General features: G+C 60.2%; 19 protein-coding genes, 1 tRNA gene and 1 rRNA gene. 10 read left to right on the forward strand and 11 right to left on the reverse strand.

Annotated elements, in window-relative coordinates; genetic code table 11:
* Window positions 1-131 precede the first annotated feature (131 nt).
* Complete coding sequence (argB, locus tag WKI89_RS16510) at window positions 132-884, reverse strand: acetylglutamate kinase (protein WP_337871474.1); 753 nt, start codon at window positions 882-884, stop codon at window positions 132-134.
* 101 nt (window positions 885-985) lie between these two features.
* Between argB and WKI89_RS16515 the strand changes: the two genes are divergently transcribed.
* Window positions 986-1,060: transfer RNA gene (locus WKI89_RS16515), tRNA-Val, on the forward strand.
* A gap of 34 nt (window positions 1,061-1,094) precedes the next feature.
* On the opposite strand, the gene WKI89_RS16520 is transcribed toward WKI89_RS16515, so the two are convergent.
* Entirely contained in the window at window positions 1,095-1,715 is a 621-nt protein-coding gene (locus tag WKI89_RS16520) for a DUF480 domain-containing protein (RefSeq protein ID WP_337871475.1), read from the reverse strand.
* Between the two features lie 115 nt (window positions 1,716-1,830).
* Between WKI89_RS16520 and WKI89_RS16525 the strand changes: the two genes are divergently transcribed.
* Window positions 1,831-2,076, forward strand: coding sequence for a hypothetical protein (locus tag WKI89_RS16525; protein ID WP_337871476.1), 246 nt, complete (start codon window positions 1,831-1,833; stop codon window positions 2,074-2,076).
* A gap of 228 nt (window positions 2,077-2,304) precedes the next feature.
* Here the strand turns inward: WKI89_RS16525 and WKI89_RS16530 are convergent, their stop codons facing one another.
* A complete protein-coding gene (locus WKI89_RS16530; protein ID WP_337871477.1) occupies window positions 2,305-3,333 on the reverse strand; it encodes a M42 family metallopeptidase in 1,029 nt (342 codons plus the stop codon).
* A gap of 49 nt (window positions 3,334-3,382) precedes the next feature.
* Window positions 3,383-4,828, reverse strand: a complete 1,446-nt coding sequence (locus WKI89_RS16535) for a molybdopterin-dependent oxidoreductase (protein WP_337871478.1) — start codon at window positions 4,826-4,828, stop codon at window positions 3,383-3,385.
* A 379-nt stretch (window positions 4,829-5,207) separates the two neighbouring features.
* On the opposite strand from WKI89_RS16535, the gene WKI89_RS16540 reads away from it, so the two are divergent.
* Both WKI89_RS16540 and WKI89_RS16545 read left to right on the forward strand, forming a co-directional pair.
* On the forward strand, window positions 5,208-5,759 hold the full coding sequence (locus tag WKI89_RS16540) for a sigma-70 family RNA polymerase sigma factor (protein WP_337871479.1): 552 nt from the start codon (window positions 5,208-5,210) through the stop codon (window positions 5,757-5,759).
* Entirely contained in the window at window positions 5,749-6,432 is a 684-nt protein-coding gene (locus tag WKI89_RS16545) for an anti-sigma factor (protein WP_337871480.1), read from the forward strand. Before WKI89_RS16540 ends, WKI89_RS16545 begins: the two co-directional genes overlap by 11 nt.
* A gap of 340 nt (window positions 6,433-6,772) precedes the next feature.
* Here WKI89_RS16545 and WKI89_RS16550 read toward each other — a convergent pair whose 3' ends face one another.
* Entirely contained in the window at window positions 6,773-7,267 is a 495-nt protein-coding gene (locus WKI89_RS16550) for a hypothetical protein (protein WP_337871481.1), read from the reverse strand.
* Window positions 7,267-7,596, reverse strand: coding sequence for a DUF6152 family protein (locus tag WKI89_RS16555; protein ID WP_337871482.1), 330 nt, complete (start codon window positions 7,594-7,596; stop codon window positions 7,267-7,269). Before WKI89_RS16555 ends, WKI89_RS16550 begins: the two co-directional genes overlap by 1 nt.
* 184 nt (window positions 7,597-7,780) lie before the next feature.
* Here WKI89_RS16555 and WKI89_RS16560 point away from each other — a divergent pair, with 184 nt between their 5' ends.
* The gene (locus tag WKI89_RS16560; RefSeq protein WP_337871483.1) at window positions 7,781-8,359 is read left to right on the forward strand and encodes a phospholipase A2; all 579 of its coding nucleotides are present in this window, start codon (window positions 7,781-7,783) and stop codon (window positions 8,357-8,359) included.
* A gap of 250 nt (window positions 8,360-8,609) precedes the next feature.
* Here WKI89_RS16560 and pdxY read toward each other — a convergent pair whose 3' ends face one another.
* The 3 genes from pdxY to WKI89_RS16575 form a co-directional block, all read right to left on the reverse strand.
* On the reverse strand, window positions 8,610-9,491 hold the full coding sequence (gene pdxY / locus WKI89_RS16565) for a pyridoxal kinase PdxY (RefSeq protein ID WP_337871484.1): 882 nt from the start codon (window positions 9,489-9,491) through the stop codon (window positions 8,610-8,612).
* 171 nt (window positions 9,492-9,662) lie between these two features.
* Entirely contained in the window at window positions 9,663-10,550 is an 888-nt protein-coding gene (locus WKI89_RS16570; protein WP_337871485.1) for a histone deacetylase, read from the reverse strand.
* 346 nt (window positions 10,551-10,896) lie between these two features.
* Window positions 10,897-11,544, reverse strand: coding sequence for a monothiol bacilliredoxin BrxC family protein (locus tag WKI89_RS16575; protein ID WP_337871486.1), 648 nt, complete (start codon window positions 11,542-11,544; stop codon window positions 10,897-10,899).
* 91 nt (window positions 11,545-11,635) lie between these two features.
* On the opposite strand from WKI89_RS16575, the gene WKI89_RS16580 reads away from it, so the two are divergent.
* From WKI89_RS16580 to WKI89_RS16600, 5 genes are all read left to right on the forward strand, one after another.
* Window positions 11,636-12,688: a nitronate monooxygenase gene (locus WKI89_RS16580; RefSeq protein WP_337871487.1), complete on the forward strand. Its 1,053-nt coding sequence runs from the start codon at window positions 11,636-11,638 to the stop codon at window positions 12,686-12,688.
* Window positions 12,681-13,910 carry an MFS transporter gene (locus WKI89_RS16585; protein WP_337871488.1) on the forward strand — a complete coding sequence of 410 codons (1,230 nt, stop codon included), beginning with the start codon at window positions 12,681-12,683 and terminating at the stop codon, window positions 13,908-13,910. Before WKI89_RS16580 ends, WKI89_RS16585 begins: the two co-directional genes overlap by 8 nt.
* A 74-nt stretch (window positions 13,911-13,984) precedes the next feature.
* Entirely contained in the window at window positions 13,985-14,506 is a 522-nt protein-coding gene (locus WKI89_RS16590; protein ID WP_337871489.1) for a DUF192 domain-containing protein, read from the forward strand.
* Between the two features lie 102 nt (window positions 14,507-14,608).
* Window positions 14,609-15,064: a hypothetical protein gene (locus WKI89_RS16595; RefSeq protein WP_337871490.1), complete on the forward strand. Its 456-nt coding sequence runs from the start codon at window positions 14,609-14,611 to the stop codon at window positions 15,062-15,064.
* Complete coding sequence (locus WKI89_RS16600; protein ID WP_337871491.1) at window positions 15,061-15,468, forward strand: hypothetical protein; 408 nt, start codon at window positions 15,061-15,063, stop codon at window positions 15,466-15,468. Before WKI89_RS16595 ends, WKI89_RS16600 begins: the two co-directional genes overlap by 4 nt.
* 200 nt (window positions 15,469-15,668) lie before the next feature.
* On the opposite strand, the gene WKI89_RS16605 is transcribed toward WKI89_RS16600, so the two are convergent.
* Together WKI89_RS16605 and WKI89_RS16610 are read right to left on the reverse strand one after the other, a co-directional pair.
* Window positions 15,669-16,964 (reverse strand): cytochrome P450, encoded by a 1,296-nt coding sequence (locus tag WKI89_RS16605; RefSeq protein ID WP_337871492.1) that lies wholly within the window; start codon window positions 16,962-16,964, stop codon window positions 15,669-15,671.
* Between the two features lie 204 nt (window positions 16,965-17,168).
* Window positions 17,169-17,287: ribosomal RNA gene (locus tag WKI89_RS16610) — 16S ribosomal RNA — on the reverse strand; the annotation flags it as partial.

Raw genomic sequence — 17,287 nt, forward strand, 5'->3', positions numbered from 1 at the left:
GGCCCGGTCGTTTGCAGGTTTCCTGGCGCGGGTGAACCTGATTCTGCTGGTGCACAACCTCATCCGCAGCCGTCTTCTGCTCAGGATGGCGGGGGTGGAAGGGTAGACTGCAGGTAGCACACGAAGGAATCTCATTTACCCACAACCCGTGTGCCCTTGGTGCCTGCCAGCACGGCCGGCAGGATGCCTCGAGTTCCTTTGGCGATGGTAGCCCAGGGAGCACCCCTGTCCAGTGCGTTCAAAGCGGCCTCGACCTTGGGAATCATGCCGCCGGAAATGGTTCCATCCTGGATCAGGACCTGCACCTGTGACCGGCTGAGCTGGGCAAAGCGGCTGGAAGGGTCTTGGGGATTGCGTAGAACCCCCACCACATCGGTCAGGAAGACGGCAGGCAGGTGCAAGGCTCCGGCCACGGCCCCGGCGGCGGTGTCGGCGTTGATGTTGAGGGGGCCCTGCTCGTCGAGACCGATGGGGGCGATGAGGGGAGTTAGGCCGGTTTGCAGCAGCTTTTGCAGGACATCGGTATTGACTTCCGCGACCTCGCCCACCCGGCCCAGCACGGCATCCTTCACCTCGGCAGTCAGCAGCCGGGCATCGCGTCCGGTGAGGGCCACTGCGGGTCGTCCTCGCCGCGATAGCCCCTCGGCCAACTGCTTGCCCAGGGTGGTGAGCACCATCTCCACCACTTCCATCTGCTCGAGCGGGGTGACGCGCAAACCGTTGTGAAAGCGGGTCTCGAAGCCCATTCGGCCCAGCCACTCCCCAATTTTAGGGCCACCCCCATGCACCAGTACCAGCGGGCCGGGATAGGCGCCCATTTCATCCAGCAGCTCATCTGCCTCCCGAAGGCTGCCCCCAATTTTCACGAGCAAAGCCTGTTCCATAGCGCCCATCATACCCAGCGCGCGGCGTTTGTTTGGCTTGACACCACCCAAAGGGCGGTGTTACCCTTTTGAGTGCGCTTGCATGGGCAAGCCCAAAACTCGGGCGATTAGCTCAGCGGGAGAGCACACGCTTCACACGCGTGGGGTCGTAGGTTCAAATCCTACATCGCCCACCACCTCCGAAACCGGGGCCTTGTGGCGCCGGTTTTTTTATCCACCCAGCGATTGCTTCAGCTCTTCCAGCATTGTCCGCAACTCGCGTACCTCCGCTTCCAGGGCTTCTACCCGGCTTTCCAACTCGCTCTTTTCTACAACCCGCGCCATGGGGGCCGGGGTTCCGGCCAGAAGGTGGGCATAGCGCACCTCGCGCTCGCCGGGCTGGCGCTCCAAAGGCGCTACCAGCGGATGGGGGGCCAGTTCAATCAGGGTTTGCACCACCGCTTCGGCTTCCTGGAGCGACGCGAACCTGTGGTTCATGCTCTCGGCCCTAGCCCGTATCTCACCCAGGGTTTGGGGGCCGCGCAGCATCAGGATCGCCATCACGATGGTGGAAGGGGTATCCAACTTGAACTCCCGATCCAGAAACTGCCGGTACTTGGGAGCCCTGGCGTTGTGCTCGCGGAACATGCCGCACAGCCGCTTGCGCTGTAGAGAGTCCAGGGCCTCTCTGACCTCTTCTTCACTCAGGTGGGTGACCGGGTTGCGGTTGTTTTTTTGATTGGCCCCCAGCCGTATGGCGTTCTCGGTCATGGGATAGTAGTCCGGGGTGGCGTATTGTTTTTCAATGAGCGTGCCCAGTACCCGCACTTCTGCATCGTTCAAGAGATTCACGAACAGGATTTTATCGCATTGGGCAGGACAATTTTGCGCTAGATCGAAACGCGTCTGGAGGCGTTACATAGGCGTTAATTCGGTTTTTACCTCGAGGGTCTACACTACCCTCACCATGAGCTTATCTGAGAGTGTAGTCCAGATGGCCGCGATGGGAGATGCCCGCGCCCGCCGGGTGTTGCAGCAAACCCGCGAACTCGCCGAGGCGGTTTGTGCTTTTGTGGGGGATCGTCGTTTTCTACAGCCGCTGATGGATGCAGGTCTCAATAACAAACTGGATCTGCTGCTGCTCAAGGAGAGCGCTGAACGGCGCTACCTCAACCGCAACCGGCTGGCTGAGTTGCTGGAAAGCTACCGCTAATTTGTCCACAGATCTACCGAGGGCTGCGGCCCTCGGTTTTTTTGAAGGCTGCAGCAAGCTTGGGATTTGACCCAGGCTGACCTCGATTTCTTGCGGCAGACCTTTGCGATTGCCCGTACCCGTTTGGTGTCATGCTCACGAAGGTTTTTGGCCTGGTTGAAGCAGTGCCAAGACCCAATTATCTTGGCAACACCTGCTGCTATGCGGAAGACCCGCCGATGAAAACCTCTAGCCCTGTAGATATGCCGTGAGCAACTGGACGGTGGCTTCCAGGTCGTCCTTGTGAACCGCCTCGGTGACGGTATGAATGTAGCGGGTGGGAATGGAAAGGGTGATGCTGGGAACCCCGGTGCGGCTGCGCTGAATGGCCCCGGCATCGGTTCCTCCTAGCGGCAGCACCTCCATCTGATGGGCAATTTTTTTCTTCCGGGCCAGTTGGACAAACTGCTGTACCAGCCCCCGGTCACTAATGGAGGCCGAGTCCATCACCTTGATACCGACGCCCTGGCCCAACTGGGTCACGGCCTCGTGGGCTTCGCTGTCGGGGGTATCCACGGCCAGGGTGACATCGAGCGCAATCCCAATCTCGGGCTCTATGTGAAAGGCACTGGTGAGCGCGCCGCGCAGCCCCACCTCTTCCTGGGCGGTGAAGACCGCGTACAGGTCGTACTTGATTTTTTTGCCCTTGAGGCGTTTGAGGGCCTCGAGCAAAACAAACACACTGGCCCGGTCGTCCATGGCTTTGCCGGTAAAAAGGTCGCCCAGCATACCGGCTTCTTGCCGCAAGGTTACGGGGTCGCCCACCTGCACCCGCTTGGCAACCTCCTTAGCGCTCAGGCCGAGGTCTACAAAGAACTGGGCCACGGTGGGGATTTTGCTGCGCTCCTCCGGGGTGGAGATATGGATGGGTTTGCCACCAGGGTTCAGAAGGCCGGGCAGATCGCCCTGGCTGGTGTGCACCGTGACCGCTCGAGCAAACAGGTTGCGGGGGTCGAAGCCTCCCACGTTTTGTACCCGCAGGAAGCCTTTCTGATCCACATGCTTGACATAAAAGCCAATTTCGTCCATGTGGGCGGCAACCATCACCTTGGGGCCAGGGCCGCTTTTGTGGGCGATAAGGTTGCCCAGGGCATCGGTGCGCACCTCGTCTACCAGCCCCTTGAGGGCTTGCCCGACTACCTCGCGTACCCGATCTTCCCAACCAGGAATGCCTGCTACCTCGGAGAGTTTTTTGAGCAAAGCCAGGTCTAGTGCCATAGTGCTATTGTATGGCGGTGTTGCAGGAAAGTGGGTAAATGGGGGTCTGTCAATCTACCCGAACCTGGATGCGGTGATAGCCGGTTGCGCCATCGGGTAGGGGATCGCGCAGGGTTGCATCCTGTATTTGGCCGCCTGCCTCCACCGCTCGCACCACGAGGGTATAGCTGCCAGCGGCTGGCTTCCAGGGCAAGGCCCAGAGTTGCCAGGCGTATGGACTTATGGAAGGCTTGAGTTGGGCCTTTTGCCAGCTTTTGCCACCATCGCTGGAGACTTCGACCCGCTCCAGGGTGCGCCCTCCGGCGTAGGCAATGCCCGCGATAAAGGTATCCTCGCCTGCTTTGAGCCGGGCGCGGTGCTGCGGGGTGTCAATGCGGCTCATGGTGCGGATGTGGGCCGTGCGGCTCCAACCGCGCTGCGCCCAGTAGCCCGGAACCTCGGTGGAGGAAAGCGTGATCTTGGTTAGCCAGCGGGGTTGTTTCATACCGTAGCGCCCCGGTAGCAAAATCCGGGTGGGGTAGCCGTGTTGTTCGGTCAGGTCTTCAAACCTGCCGGTCTCGGGGTCACGAACGGCATAGGCGATGATGGCCTCGCGGGGAACCTCGGCAATCGGGATGGACTCGAGGTAGCGGTCGGCGGCTTCCCAGACAATAAACTTGGCATCGCTCTTGATGCCCGCTTTATTCAACACAGCTTTGAGTGGGGTTCCCTTCCACAGCACCGAGCCGATCAGGTCGCCGCCGATGGGATTGGAGATGCAGGTCAGGGTATTGACCAGTTCCACGCTGGGCAGGGCTTTCAGGTCATCTAGACTGAGCGCGAGCGAAGTGTGAACTAAGCCCGAGACCTCGAGCTTGTAGGGTTTACCCTTCAATTTGGGGTCGAGGAGGGCAATGTTTTTGGAGACGTAGTAGAGGTCTTTTTGCCCGAACAGCTCACGCGAAAGCCCGGTGATCTTCTGCCACAACACACTGGCCTGGGCCTGGACTTGTTGCCACAGCACCAGCCCCAGGGCCAGTAGGCCCAGGGTTTTGAGGCTTTCCCGGCGGGATTGCGATGGGGGAATGGAGGGTGAAGGAGCAGGGGAGAGCACGAGGTTACGTCTCCAAGCCAAGAAGGCGATGATGCCGCCGTAGAGTAGCGTGGCCCAGAGCCCGGCCAACGGAGCCTGCAAGACCCAGCCGCCAAAAAACCCGTAGAACAGAGCTGTCAGCGCCGCACCCGGCCAGAACCAGCGCCGCAGAGTGGCGAATAAAAAAGAATGTAGGAACAGCCAGGCCAGGGCCGTTGCAGCGAAAGCCAGGTTTTTGCCCACATCGCCGTAGCCCAGCAGTTTGTGCATCAGGTTGAAGACGATTGGCACGCCCATCCAGTGGGTGATCTGGGCAAATAGACCCTCCAACGGCCAGCCCACCCCCACCCCGCGCAGAGCAAGACCACCCATCCCAACTACCACCCCTGCGGCGATACCCCATCCCCAATCGGAACCCTTCATAAACACCTCTGCCAGGCTGTACGTAAGTTGCAAAAATCCTAGATAAGCTTATTGACCAATCCCAATTTATCGCATAAGGATCGGTGGGTAGAGGTGAAGGGGGATGACAAAGGTTGGGGAGCTGTTGGTCTGGCCTCAACGGATAGACCAAACTGTGTCAAATAACCCAAGCATGGCTCGGTAAAGGTGCATACTAAGCAAACCACTTCGGAGCGGTGCATTGGCCCAATGGACGATGTATCTCAAGAGGAGATACGATTCACCAAACCACTCAAAAGCCATTGCCTAGCCTCTGAAGCTGCCGAGGGGTTATGGCTCGAGGGGAGCTGTGGCCCCTTATCTTTTTGGCTTCGCTCTTACGTACAGTAGGATGTGCCGGATGAGCCTGGAAGGTTTCCCCGACGAAGCCCTCTTGGCCCTGGTGGCTCGAGGAGAGGAAAGTGCATTGAGTACCCTGTACGACCGCTATGCCTCCGCCATGCTGGGGTTGGCTTACCGCATGGGATTCAGCAAAGAAGCCCAGGAAGATGCGGTACAGGAAATCTTTTTGCGTTTGTGGAACAAGGCGGCTTCGTTCGACCCCAAAAAAGCCACCGCCCGAAGCTGGATACTGGCGGTGGGACACCACTATTGCGTGGACAAGGTGCGTGCAGAAGCCAGCCGACCCAAAGCCCTCGAGCCACTGGATCCGGACGAAGCCTTTGATATACCCGGCGAGGGATTGAGTGAGGAGAACGCCCTCGACCGGATTCGCCTGCAACGGGCCTTGCGGGTGTTGCAACCCGACGAGCGGGCCATCGTCCAGGCCTTGCACTACCAGGGTTACACCTATCCGGAGGCCGCCCTGCTGCTGGGTATGCCGCTCGGAACCCTCAAGGCTAAACTGTCCAAGGCCATGACGAAGCTGCGGGAGGTGCTGCGTGAGGCCTGAAGAACTGCGCGAATGGCTGCCACTCTATGCCCTCCATGCCCTGCCCGAGGACGAGCGTAAGCAAGTAGAGGAGGGACTGGAGCGCTACCCTGAGCTGTGGGCCGAGTTGAGGGCCTTGCAGGAGACTGCTGCCGATCTAAGCCAACTGGTTACAAAGCCACCCTCCCCCGAACTCAAAGCCAGGATGCTGGCCAGGGTACGTTCAGCCAGCTCCGACAATTCCCCTATCCGCAGGCCAGAGCCTCGCCTGTTTCCCAAGAACCCCCCACAGCCGCCCGTCTGGCCGCGCTGGGTGGCCTTGGCAGCGGCGGTTGTGGTGATTGGTTTTTTGGGTTGGTGTGGGATGCTGGCCTATCCGTGGGTGGAAGCCTTCACCGACCCGCACAGCCAGTTTGTAACCTTGGTGAACGAAAAAGATCAAGCGGTGGGGCGTTGTATTTTGCGCAAGGATGGTTTAGCCCTGATCTGGGTTAACCTGCCCCCCCCACCCCCTGGAAAGACTTATCAGCTTTGGGGTGTGCAAGGTGAGCAGCATATAGGGCTGGACACCTTCCGAGGTGGGTTTAAGGTTTTCCGTATGCCCTCGGGTTACGAAGTTGTGCACATCACCGAGGAGCAAGCTGGCGGAAGTTCGTATCCCACCCAGATTCGGGCCTTGCCTATCCAAAACTGAAGGGTTGCCGTAACCCCGGTGGTGGGGTAGAAGTGGCGGAGGGGATACCTAGGACGGTTTTCTAGTTGACCACACGGTTTGTGGCTTGGAAAACCGCAAATCGTCGCCCCGCGGACTGGGAAGCAGATTTTGGTGACAACCGTCCTATGTAGCGTCAGTTCGGAGATAGAAAAACAGAATAAATCTGTTTGGCACGGCAGACTCACGCTAAAGCCTCCCCTACGCGGTAGGGGTAGACTTTACGATGCCGTTAGTCTGATTGACGGGTTTTCAACCTTCGGCTCAGCTTTTTCAGCTTGTTGGATAACTTCGAACTGGCGTTGTGTAGATAGCCGTAAACCTAGCTCAGATAGGCGATCAGCCGCCCAAGAGCAATCACCGCTATCCAGACCCCTAGCGAGATCAGGGCGGCCAGCTTGGCGACAGTAGGTGGGTTCGCGCCCTGGCTCCACCGCTGCACACTGCGCCCGACACGGGTGTGGAAGACCCAAGCGTTGAGCCCTGCCACGCCAATCAAAGCCATCTTGCTCAGAAATATCGGGCTTGCCCCAATGCTCGGGGCATCGGGCAGGAGCAATAAAAAACCGCTGGGCGCTGCCAGCCCAAAGCCCACCCAGGCCACCGGTAGCAGGTGAGCGGCCATCTGCTGCACGGGTATGTGCCTGGAGACCCCCAACAGCCGTAAATCGAACAGGGCCGCCGCCCCCACCAGCGCACAGAATCCCAGAATATGCAGGATTTCTACCGCAGGATACAGCCACTCCGACTGGCGCATGGCCAGCGCGAGCGGGGTGGCGTGCAGCCAGCCCAGCCAAGCCGTCCAGGCTTCACGCATCAGCGTAGTTCGACGGTTTTGCCATCCAGGATGATGCGCTCGGCCCGCATTTCCTCACGTTCGGTGCGGTGTGGATAGCCCACTACCGTGACCCGTGCCCCCACCTTCAGGCTACCGTTGGGCAGTCCCCGGGCCTCCATCCTCGAGGGCGGGGCCAGCACCACGTACCACTTACGCTGCAGGGTTAGGCCAGAAGGGGGAACCTCCATCCAGATGGTGGCATGCGGAAACTCGAAGGTGATTTCGGTGACGGTGCCGGTGGCGGTAATGACCCGGCTGGCGTCGTAGCTGCTCCAGCCGTGGTGGGCCAGGGCCAAGCCAAGAAGCAACCCTGCTGCAAGCCAGACTTTTCGTATAAAGCCTCCTTGTTTACCGAGGGATGAGGACAAAGACGACCTTCCTATGATCGTTTAGAAAAGGGCGCGGGTGTGTAGGGCGACTTACCCTGTGAAGGAGCTGAAATAGCGGTGGTAGACTATCCTTGTAAAGAAAAGAATCTTTGAAGGAGGAAGTATGGGCAAACCGATGCGCGTTGCGGTGGGAATGCTGGTCTTGCTGTTGGCGGCCTGCAGCCAGCCTGCTGTCGAGCAGACTGGGCCAGCGTCCATTATCGAAGACATGCGTCAGCTTGGGGTCGAGCCCGAGGCGGTTGCGGCGTATGCAGAGGCGTTGCAGAACCTCGAGCAGGCCCGGCTGGCCTTGCAAAGTCTGAGCGAAGGTGACCTGCTGCTGGTGCAGACCATTGCCCTGGGAAGCGTGGCCAACTACGACGCCTACTACAACGCGCGGGCCAGCTATCCGCAGTTTGACTGGAGCCGCGATGGGTGTTCGGCCCCGGAGGGTTTGGGGCTGGGCTACCGTGAGACCTTCCGGCCGGCCTGCAATGTGCATGACTTTGGCTATGCCAACTTCCCACGCTTTCCCAGCCTCTACAACGAGACCGGGCGCAAACTTGCCGACGACAACTTTCTGGTGAACATGAACCAGATCTGCCGCCCCAAAAGCTTCTTAAGCCGGGCGGCTTGCTACTCGGCGGCCTATACCTACTACCTGGCAGTACGAACCGCCGGCTGGGCTTACTTCTACGATTAACCGCCCCATCTACTTGGCAGACGAACAAGAGGGCTGGGGCAGTCGTGGATACCTCTCGAGTTGGCCCAGGGCTAAAACGCATTCCGGCAGTATCGTTCGATTTTGAAAGCCTAAACGATACTACCGAAATGCTTTTTTACTCCCTTCGGTCGGCTTGAATCCTTCACCTCTGACTGCGTCCTACGGTGAAGGATTCAAGCGGAAACGGTATGATTACACCCAAAGGTGAAGGATTCAAGCGGAACCGGCATTATTCCACTTGCTCGGCCGCAAAGCGGCGGCTGGGGTTGACATATTCGTCTTGAGCGGCAATGAGCTGAATTTCGCGGGTGTTCATCTGGTGCGTGAGCAGCAACATGTTGTACATGGCTGAGACGGCATTCTCGAGGCTCTGGGCCACGTTGCCGGTCTTGAGGTAGTGGCCCAGAAACAGGGCGGCGATGGCGTCGCCGGTGCCGTTGCGGGGGGGCTCGAGGGGAATGCGGGGGGTGCGCACCAGCCAGGCGCCCCCATCGGCTACCGCCAGGGTTTCGATGCTGCCCTCAGGGGCACCCTCGCGCAGCATACTGGTAACAATCACGATGCGAGGCCCGTCCTGGTGGATATGTGCGCGAACCATGTGGGCGGCTTCCAGCACTTCCCGCAGGGTTTTGGCCGAAAGCTCGGTAAGCAGTTCCAGCTCGAACTGGTTGGGGGTAATGATATCGGCCTGGGGCAGTACCTGGTTTTTGATGATCTCGGGGATTTCCGGGCGCACAAACAGGCCCCGGCCCTCGTCGCCCATCACCGGGTCGCAGCAGAACAGCGCGCTGGGGTTGAGCTGGCGCACCTTGGCAAGGGCCGATAGAATCGCCTCGGCGGTACCGCCGCTGCCCATGTAGCCCGACAGCACCGCGTCGCACTGGCCCAGCACGTCGCGTTCGGCGATACCTTCTACCACCGCCACGAGATGTTCTGGCGGCAGGATCATGCCCTTCCACTGCCCATAGCCGGTGTGATTGGAGAACTGCACGGTGTGGATGGCCCAGACCTCGAAGCCCATGCGCTGGAGGGGAAACACCGCGGCCGCGTTGCCGGCATGGCCGTAGCTGACCCAGCTCTGGATGGAAAGAATGTTGCGGGGGGGTTGCATGGGGGCAGTTTATCTCACTCCCCCGAGTACAGTGCACCGTGTGCGCCTTAGCGAGCTTGGCAGGGTGTTTTCGCCTTGCCTGATATTCGCGAAAATCTCCCAGGTTGCGGGAAACAGCCCCTGCTTTATCAGATTTGGGGGGCTTATGGGATGTGTGGGTGCGGGTTCTTATCAGTCTTGGAGGGCCTCGAGGGCCAGCCGGTAGGTCTGGGCATGCCCCGCGACGGTCATGCGGGGGTCGCGGTTGTAGCCGCCGCCCATCACCACCACCAGGGGTTGGTTGGCTTGCTTGACCTTCTCAAATACCATCTGATCCCGCTGGGCCAGCCCCCCGAGGCTCAACCCCAGACGGCCAAACCTGTCGTTGTGCAGCACATCTACCCCCGCATTGAAGAAGACCAGGTCGGGTTGGTGGGTGAAGGCCTGATGGAGCGCAGGCCCCAAGGCTTCTAAATAGGCTTTGTCCTTGGTTGCGTCGGCCAGTCCTATATCCAGGTCACTTCGTTCTTTTTTGAGGGGGTAGTTGCGCTCGGCGTGTACCGAAAGGGTAAACACCCTGGGGTCATCCTGAAAAAAGGCGGCTGTGCCGTTGCCCTGGTGGGCATCGAGATCTACAATCAAAACCCTTCCGCTCCAGCCCTGGGCCCGCAAATAAGCAATCGCGACGGCCACATCGTTGAACAGGCAGTAGCCCTCGGCCCGCCCCGGATAGGCGTGGTGGGTGCCCCCGGCCAGGTTGAGGCCCAGTCCGGTTTGAAGGGCATCCAGGGTGGCGGCCAGGGTTCCGCCTGCCGCATGCAGCGCTCGGGTGAGCAGGCTCTGGCTCCAGGGCAGCCCCACCTTGTGGGACTCCTGTCGGTTGAGTCCTTCCAGCCGAAGCTTTTGCAGGTAGTCCGGGGTGTGGGCCAGGGCCAGGGTCTCCCAGGCGATGGCCGGGGCGGGTTGTATGTCGAGTTCGCTCCGCAGCGCCTCGGCAACCCCGGCATATTTGTACTTGGGAAAGGGATGGTAGTCGGGGAGCTCGAGGGTGCAGTGAGCGGTGGAGTAGGCCCGGCGCATTGCCTTTCAAAATGCCACAAAAGCCTCGGGCATTGTGTGGTTTGGGTTTGGAATCGGTATGGCCTGGCCCATACCCCATCTTGTAAACGCTTCCACATCTTTTGCACATCTAATTGCTACCCTAACCTTGCTTAGCCTCGAGCCACCCCTGCTCATAAGGTTCCCATTGGAACCCCTCGAGGCTAAGCCCCCTAACCTGGCCCTCCATTTCCTTTGCGCTGTTGCCAGGAACTCCATTCCAACCCCCCCCACCGCGAGGGGGGGTATTTTTCGCAGCCGTTCCCGAGAATAACCAAATACCCCGAGAGGGGCGGCTGGGCTTGTCGAAGCCGCCCCCTGCGCCGGTTCAAAGAGTGTCGAGCTGGGCCCGCAGGGCCTGCACACGTTCGCGCAAGGGTGTGGCCTGGGGGTTTTCTTGTTCGTACTGCAGGATGGCCCTGGGGTGGATGTGGTGCTCGTCGGGGTTGCCAAACAGCGAGTTGAGTAGGGTGAACTCTTCTTGCGAACGCAGCGAAGCGTCTTCGCGGAACATGTTGAGGTACGTCCAGGTGAACTGCGGCTCGCTCACCGCCCCACTCAAATAGGCATCCAGCAGGCGCTTGTAGGGCTCGAGGTTGCTCTTGCCGCCTGTTTGGGGGTTTTCGACCTGCACTTCCGGGAGATGCTCACGGAAGAGGTGCTCGAGGTTCTCGGGGGTTATGTCCCAGTTGTTTAGCTCAAACAGCGGCTCTCCATTGCGGAAGAGGATGATCTGGGGCGAGTGGTGCACGATCTGGGTGCGCTCGGCCACCCGGTTGGAGGCCGGGCGATCCTCCACTACCTTGATGATGCCCACCGGGATTTCGGGCCGCTCGCGCAGTATTTTTTCCACGTTGCCCCAGCCCTGCATGGTCTTGTGGCAGGTTCCCGCTTTGAATATGGCTGTGACTGGCTGGCTATCAATAAAAGCGTCGGCTTCTTCGGGGGTGGTGATGGCGTACATACGCTCTCTCATGGCTCCAAGTGTAGCGGTAGGGGAGGGGTGTAAACGTTGGCCGGAACACTTCCACCGCATCCAAGACACCTTTGTACGGGTACAATCGAGCATGCCTTTTCCCTTCACCCGCTACCCCATCATCCAGGCCCCTATGGCCGGTGGGGCCACCACGCCCGAGTTAGTGGCCGCCGTCTCCAATGCGGGTGGGCTAGGTTCGCTGGCAGGGGCCTTGCTCCCGCCCGACCGGCTGCGCGAAGCCATCCGCCAGGTTCGGCGGCTCACCGACCGGCCCTTCAACGTCAACTTGTTCGTGCTCGAGGCCGTGGAGGTTGAGTCGGGTATGCTCGAGGCCGCTTTGCATCGCCTTCAACCCATCCGGGCCGAGCTGGGCCTGCCCCCCGGCACAGCCCCCCAAAAGTTCAGCGAGGACTTCAGGGCCCAGCTGGAGGTGCTGCTCGAGGAAAAACCACCGGTGGTCAGTTTTCACTTCGATATTGTTCCAGCCCAGGTTGTTGAGCGCTTACACCAGGCTGGCTGCCAAGTGATCGGCACCGCCACCAACCGAGCAGAGGCCTTAGCCTGGGAAGCCGCTGGGGCCGATTACATCTGTGCGCAGGGGGGTGAGGCCGGGGGGCACCGGGGTACTTTCATGGGCCCCTTCGAACAGTCCATGACCGGCACGATGGCCCTGGTGCCCCAGCTTGTAGAGGCAGTGAAAATCCCGGTGATTGCCGCCGGGGGCATCATGGACGGGCGGGGGATTGCGGCGGCCTTGCTCCTGGGGGCTAGTGCGGTGCAGATGGGTACAGCTTTCCTGACCTGCCCGGAGTCAGGGATTCACCCCCTGTACAAACAAGCCCTGCTGCAGGCCAAAGGCGACCCCACGGTGGTGACCCTCACCTTTTCTGGTCGTCCTGCCAGGGGTTTGCACAATGCCTTTATCGCGCGGATGCAGCCCTACGAGGCCCAGGTGCCGCCCTATCCCATCCAGAACGCCCTGACCAGCGAGATTCGCCAGGCTGCTGCCAAAGCGGGCCACACCGGGTATATGTCGCTGTGGGCCGGGCAGGCGGTCAGCCTGTGTCGGAGCATGCCCGCTGCTATGTTGGTAGAAACCCTGATGCAAGAGACCCAGACCACCCTCAGGAGCCAGTGTGAATAAACTCTTTTACGGCTGGATCGTAGTTGCGGTGGCAGTGATGGCCACCCTGATTGCCGCGGGTAACCGCTCGGTGCCGGGAGCGCTCATCCAACCCCTGCACGAGAGCACCGGCTGGGCCATCCAGAGCATCTCCTTGGCCACCGCAATCGGCCTGGTGCTGTTTGGCCTGGGTGCGCCCCTGAGCGGCTACCTGATGGATCGCTTCGGCCCCCGGCGCATCACCCTCTTTGGCCTGGGCCTGATGACCCTGAGCATGGCCCTGAGCGCCCTGATGACGCACATCTGGCAGCTCAACCTGGTCTGGGGGTTGCTGAGCGGGGTGGCCACCGGGGTGGTAGGGGGGGTCTTGGGGGCCACGGTGGCCAACCGCTGGTTCATTCAGCACCGGGGTCTGGTCACCGGCATTTTTGGGGCCGCCACCTCGGCGGGCCAGCTTATCTTCATCCCGGCCTTGGTCTTCTGGGCCAGCGGGCTGGGCTGGCGTGAGGCCAGTTGGATCATGGCGGCCATCTCGCTCCTGGCCCTGGTGCCGGTCTGGTTCTTCATGAAGGACAGCCCGGCGGAGATGGGGCTCAGGGCGCTGGGGGCGGCCCCCGGTTCGGCCCCCATGAAGATTACCGCCGACCCTGGCATTATGGGCAAGGCCCTGCGCTCACCTACCTTCTGGCTGCTAACGGTTACCTTCTTTATCTGCGGTGCCACCTCCAACGGCCTGATTGGGGTGCATTTCATCCCCTATGCGGTCTCGTGCGGCCTGACCCCCACCACGGCCTCGGGCATCCTGGCCGTGATGGGCGCAATGAACTTTGTGGGCACCCTGGCTTCGGGTTACTTGACCGACCGCTACGACCCCCGCGTGCTGCTTTGCATCTACTACGGCTTCCGGGGCATCTCGCTCTTGTTTTTGCCGTTTGCCACCACCCCCGAGACGCTGATCTTCTTTGCCATTCTGTTTGGCTTGGACTACATCGCCACCGTGCCCCCCACGGTGGCGCTGGTGGCCGACAACTTCGGGCGGCAGAACGTGGGCACGGTGTATGGCTGGGTGTTTGCTGCCCACCAACTTGGTGCGGCGGCGGCGGCCTGGGCCGGAGGGGCCGCCCGCGATGCCCTGGGCGAGTATAACCTGGCCTTTTTGCTGGCTGGCGTTATTGGAATTGCAGCGGCCCTGCTCTCGCTGGGCATTCGCCGACCGACCAAGCTGGCACCGGCCCACAGATAACTTTTTTCCGGCAAAATTTTGCTTGGTGGGCTGTATCCTATTCCTCTAACCGCTTCGGGTACTCCAATTGAAATGTGAAGCAGTACCCAAGCTCTGCTGTCCTGGTGTTGCTGCTGCTCCTCCTAGGTGCGGTTCCTACCGTTTTGCTGGCCGCTTCGGCGCAGCGCTCGAGCGAAGGCACCGTATCTGAACCGGCCTTGGGCCAGGAACGTATCACCCTAAAAACATCCAATGCCCCGTCGGTTGCCCTCACCGTCGAGGTGGTGGACATGGCTATACGGCCCGAGGGGATGCTGCGCAAGACGCTACCCGAAAACGGCGGGTTGCTGTGGCTGTACCCGCAGGTTACCGACCAATCCCTAGAGGCCAAGCACTTTCCATCGCCCATGTCGGTGGCTTTTTTCGACCGCAATGGGGTGATACTGCAGATGCTGGATATTGACCCTTGCGACATCCGCTGCCCGAGCTATTTTCCCAAGGTAGCCTATCGGGGGCGCCTCGAGGTTGCGAAAGGCTGGTTTGCCCGTCAAGGTATTGAGGTTGGTAGCCAAATTGAAGCCACGTCCATCCAGATCATGGGATCCGGCCAGAATTGAGAGTCGGTCGCATCCTGTTATAGCGGTTTGCGTAATGCCTATTTGGCCTTGCCCTCATCCAACCCATGCTGCTCTACCATGGAGTAAACAGGAGGAGGGCCTATGGCTGGCTTTTGGGACTTTCTAAGCAAAATATCCATCGTGGCGATTCCGGTGGTACTGGGCTGGTTTTTGAATGTGGGGAGCCAGCGCATTGCCGATTCGATCGAGACCCGCAACTTTATCCAGAGCATGATCGAGCAGCTATCCGATCCCAGCCGCAAGGCCCGGCAAGACATAGCCCTCATTTTGCTCAACGAATATGTGGGTAAGGAACAGCCCGAAATGGTGGCTAAAATTGCCGAGATTGTGTTTGACGAGAATATGGATCAGTTGGTGCGCAAAGGCAATGGCGACCCTCTTCTGGAGATTCAGGGCTCGACGGCCTTTGAGGTGCTGAGCGAGCTGAATCCCGAGCGGGCCAAGCAAATCCGCGAGACTACCCAGCAGCGGGTGCTGGCGGCCCTGCTGGACGAGGTGAACGTGCGCCAGGTCAAGTCTACCGGAGGCGTCCAATGAGATGGGGAATGCTGGTTTTGCTGCTTTTGCTGGCCGTTGCACTGGCCCAAACCTCTTCCAGGGTACTGGGTCAGCCATTGCCGCTTGAAGGGGCCACTGCTCTTCGGACACCCGAAGAGCGGGTATTGCGGGCCTTGTCGGTTACCGAAGGCAAGCGTTGTCAGCTTTTCGAGGGGTGGGTTTTTAGCAAAGTGAACACCGCAGGCGACTACAGCAAGCTGATCGAAAATTTCAATGGGGCCATTACCAAAGCCGGGTGGAAGCTCGAGGCCAAGGGCACCCTCTCGCAGGGCGGCTCCAATGTGGAGGCATTCAAGCTCACCGGGGCCAGGGGCGAGCAGGTGTTGGGCTACTGGCTGCTGGCCGGTGGGCAGAGCCAGTTGCTGTGGTGCCGGTTGGGTTGAGGAGAGCAGGGGAAAAAAGACTGTTGCCCTTGCTCCTCAGGGTGTCATACGCATTTCGGCAGTATCGCTCACTTTTGAAAGCCTAAACGATACTGCCGAAATGCTTTTCTACTCCCTTCGGTCGGCTTGAATCCTTCACCTATGACTACGTCCAACGGTGAAGGATTCAAGCGGAAACGGTATCAGCCCGGTGCCCCCTGCTATTTTCGGGCCCTCACCCGCATCGGCAGGCCGCCGTGGGCACATAGGGTGAAGTTGGGCTCGGGGCGGATGGGGGTGGGGCGGGTGAGTTCCAGATCAAACTTTTGCAGCACCGTCGCTATAATCAATTTGTATTCCACGGCGGCGAAACCTTGCCCGGTGCACACCCGGGGCCCCAGGCTGAAGGGGAAGTAAGCCCCGCGCGGCAGCGACTTCTCGAACTCCGGGATCCAGCGCTCGGGCCGGAACTCGTCGGGGTGCTCGAAGAAGCGGGGGTCGCGGTGGGCGGCCCACTGGCTCATCACAATCTGGGTTCTGGGCGCGAGGCGCATCCCCCCCAGCTCCAGCTCCTCCACATTCTCCCGCCCGATAATCCAGACCGGCGGGTACAGCCGCAGGCTTTCCTTGAAGACCTGATCCAGGTAGGGTAGCCGCTGCACATCCTCAAAGCCGGGCAGCTTGCCTAAGCTGTCTACTTCGGCCTTGAGCCGGGCCTTGGCGACTGGGTTCTGGTCGAGCAGATACCACGTCCAGATCAGGGCGTTGGCGGTGGTCTCGAGGCCCGCCGTAATGACGGTGAGCACCTCGTCGCGCAGTTGCCGGTCAGATAGCTCGATACCGGGCTGACTCTGGGCTTCCAGCAGCATCGAGAGCAGGTCGTCGCCCAGGTCGCCACGCGCACGCCGACCAGCGATGTGGCGGCTCACCATCTGGTTCAGGGCCCGCACTACCCGGATACCATCGCGGTTCATGGCCGGATGCCAGTCGGGTAGATTGAGCCAGCCATAAACCATCTGCCCTACCACCTTCTGCCCCAGCGTGATGGCCCGGTGCATAATCTCGCGGTCTTCGCCCGCTTCCACATCGAACATACACTTAGCCACCACCCGCAGCGTGAGGGCGTTCATGTCCTCGTCAATGTGCCGGATTTCGCTGTTCTGCCAGTGCGAGAGCATCTCGAGGGTAAACTGGCTCATCACCTCGGCATAGCCCTGGAGGCGCTTGAAGTGGAAAGCCGGGCGCATCAGACGGCTCTGCTGTTTCCAAAACTCGCCCTCGGAGAGCAAAATACCGTTGCCCATACCTCCGGCGAAGGAGCGGGTCAGGTCGGACTTGTGGAACTGCTCGGCCCGCTCGATCAGCACCTCGCGGATCAGGTCGGGGTGGTTGAGCAAGACGATTTCCTTACCAGAGGCAAAGCGAAAGGTGGTGATGTCCGGGCTGGTGCGCGAGAGATAGATAAAAAAGCTCAGGGGGTCTTGGCGCAGCTCGAGCTCGGTGGGTTCGAGAATCATCTAGAAAAGCATACCGCGGGGCCGGGTGGCCATCTGCCCCTCATCCTAAGCCCTCGAACTTTGAACGGGAACGACTTTTCGATGAGTAGCAAAGAAAAAAACCCGCCCCGAAGGGCGGGTGCGAATCTTGGCACAGGTTAGGCGAGTCTTCGCTTACGCGAATGTCTGGTTCGGCTACGATGGCCGCCAGAAAGAACTCCTTAGAAAGGAGGTGATCCAACCGCACCTTCCGGTACAGTTACCTTGTTACGACTTAGCCCCAGTCATGAGCCTTACCCTAAGCGCCTGCCTGAGGCTCCCGGCGATTTCAGGCAAAACCCACT

Source organism: Meiothermus sp. (assembly GCF_037443965.1).
GTDB lineage: Bacteria > Deinococcota > Deinococci > Deinococcales > Thermaceae > Meiothermus.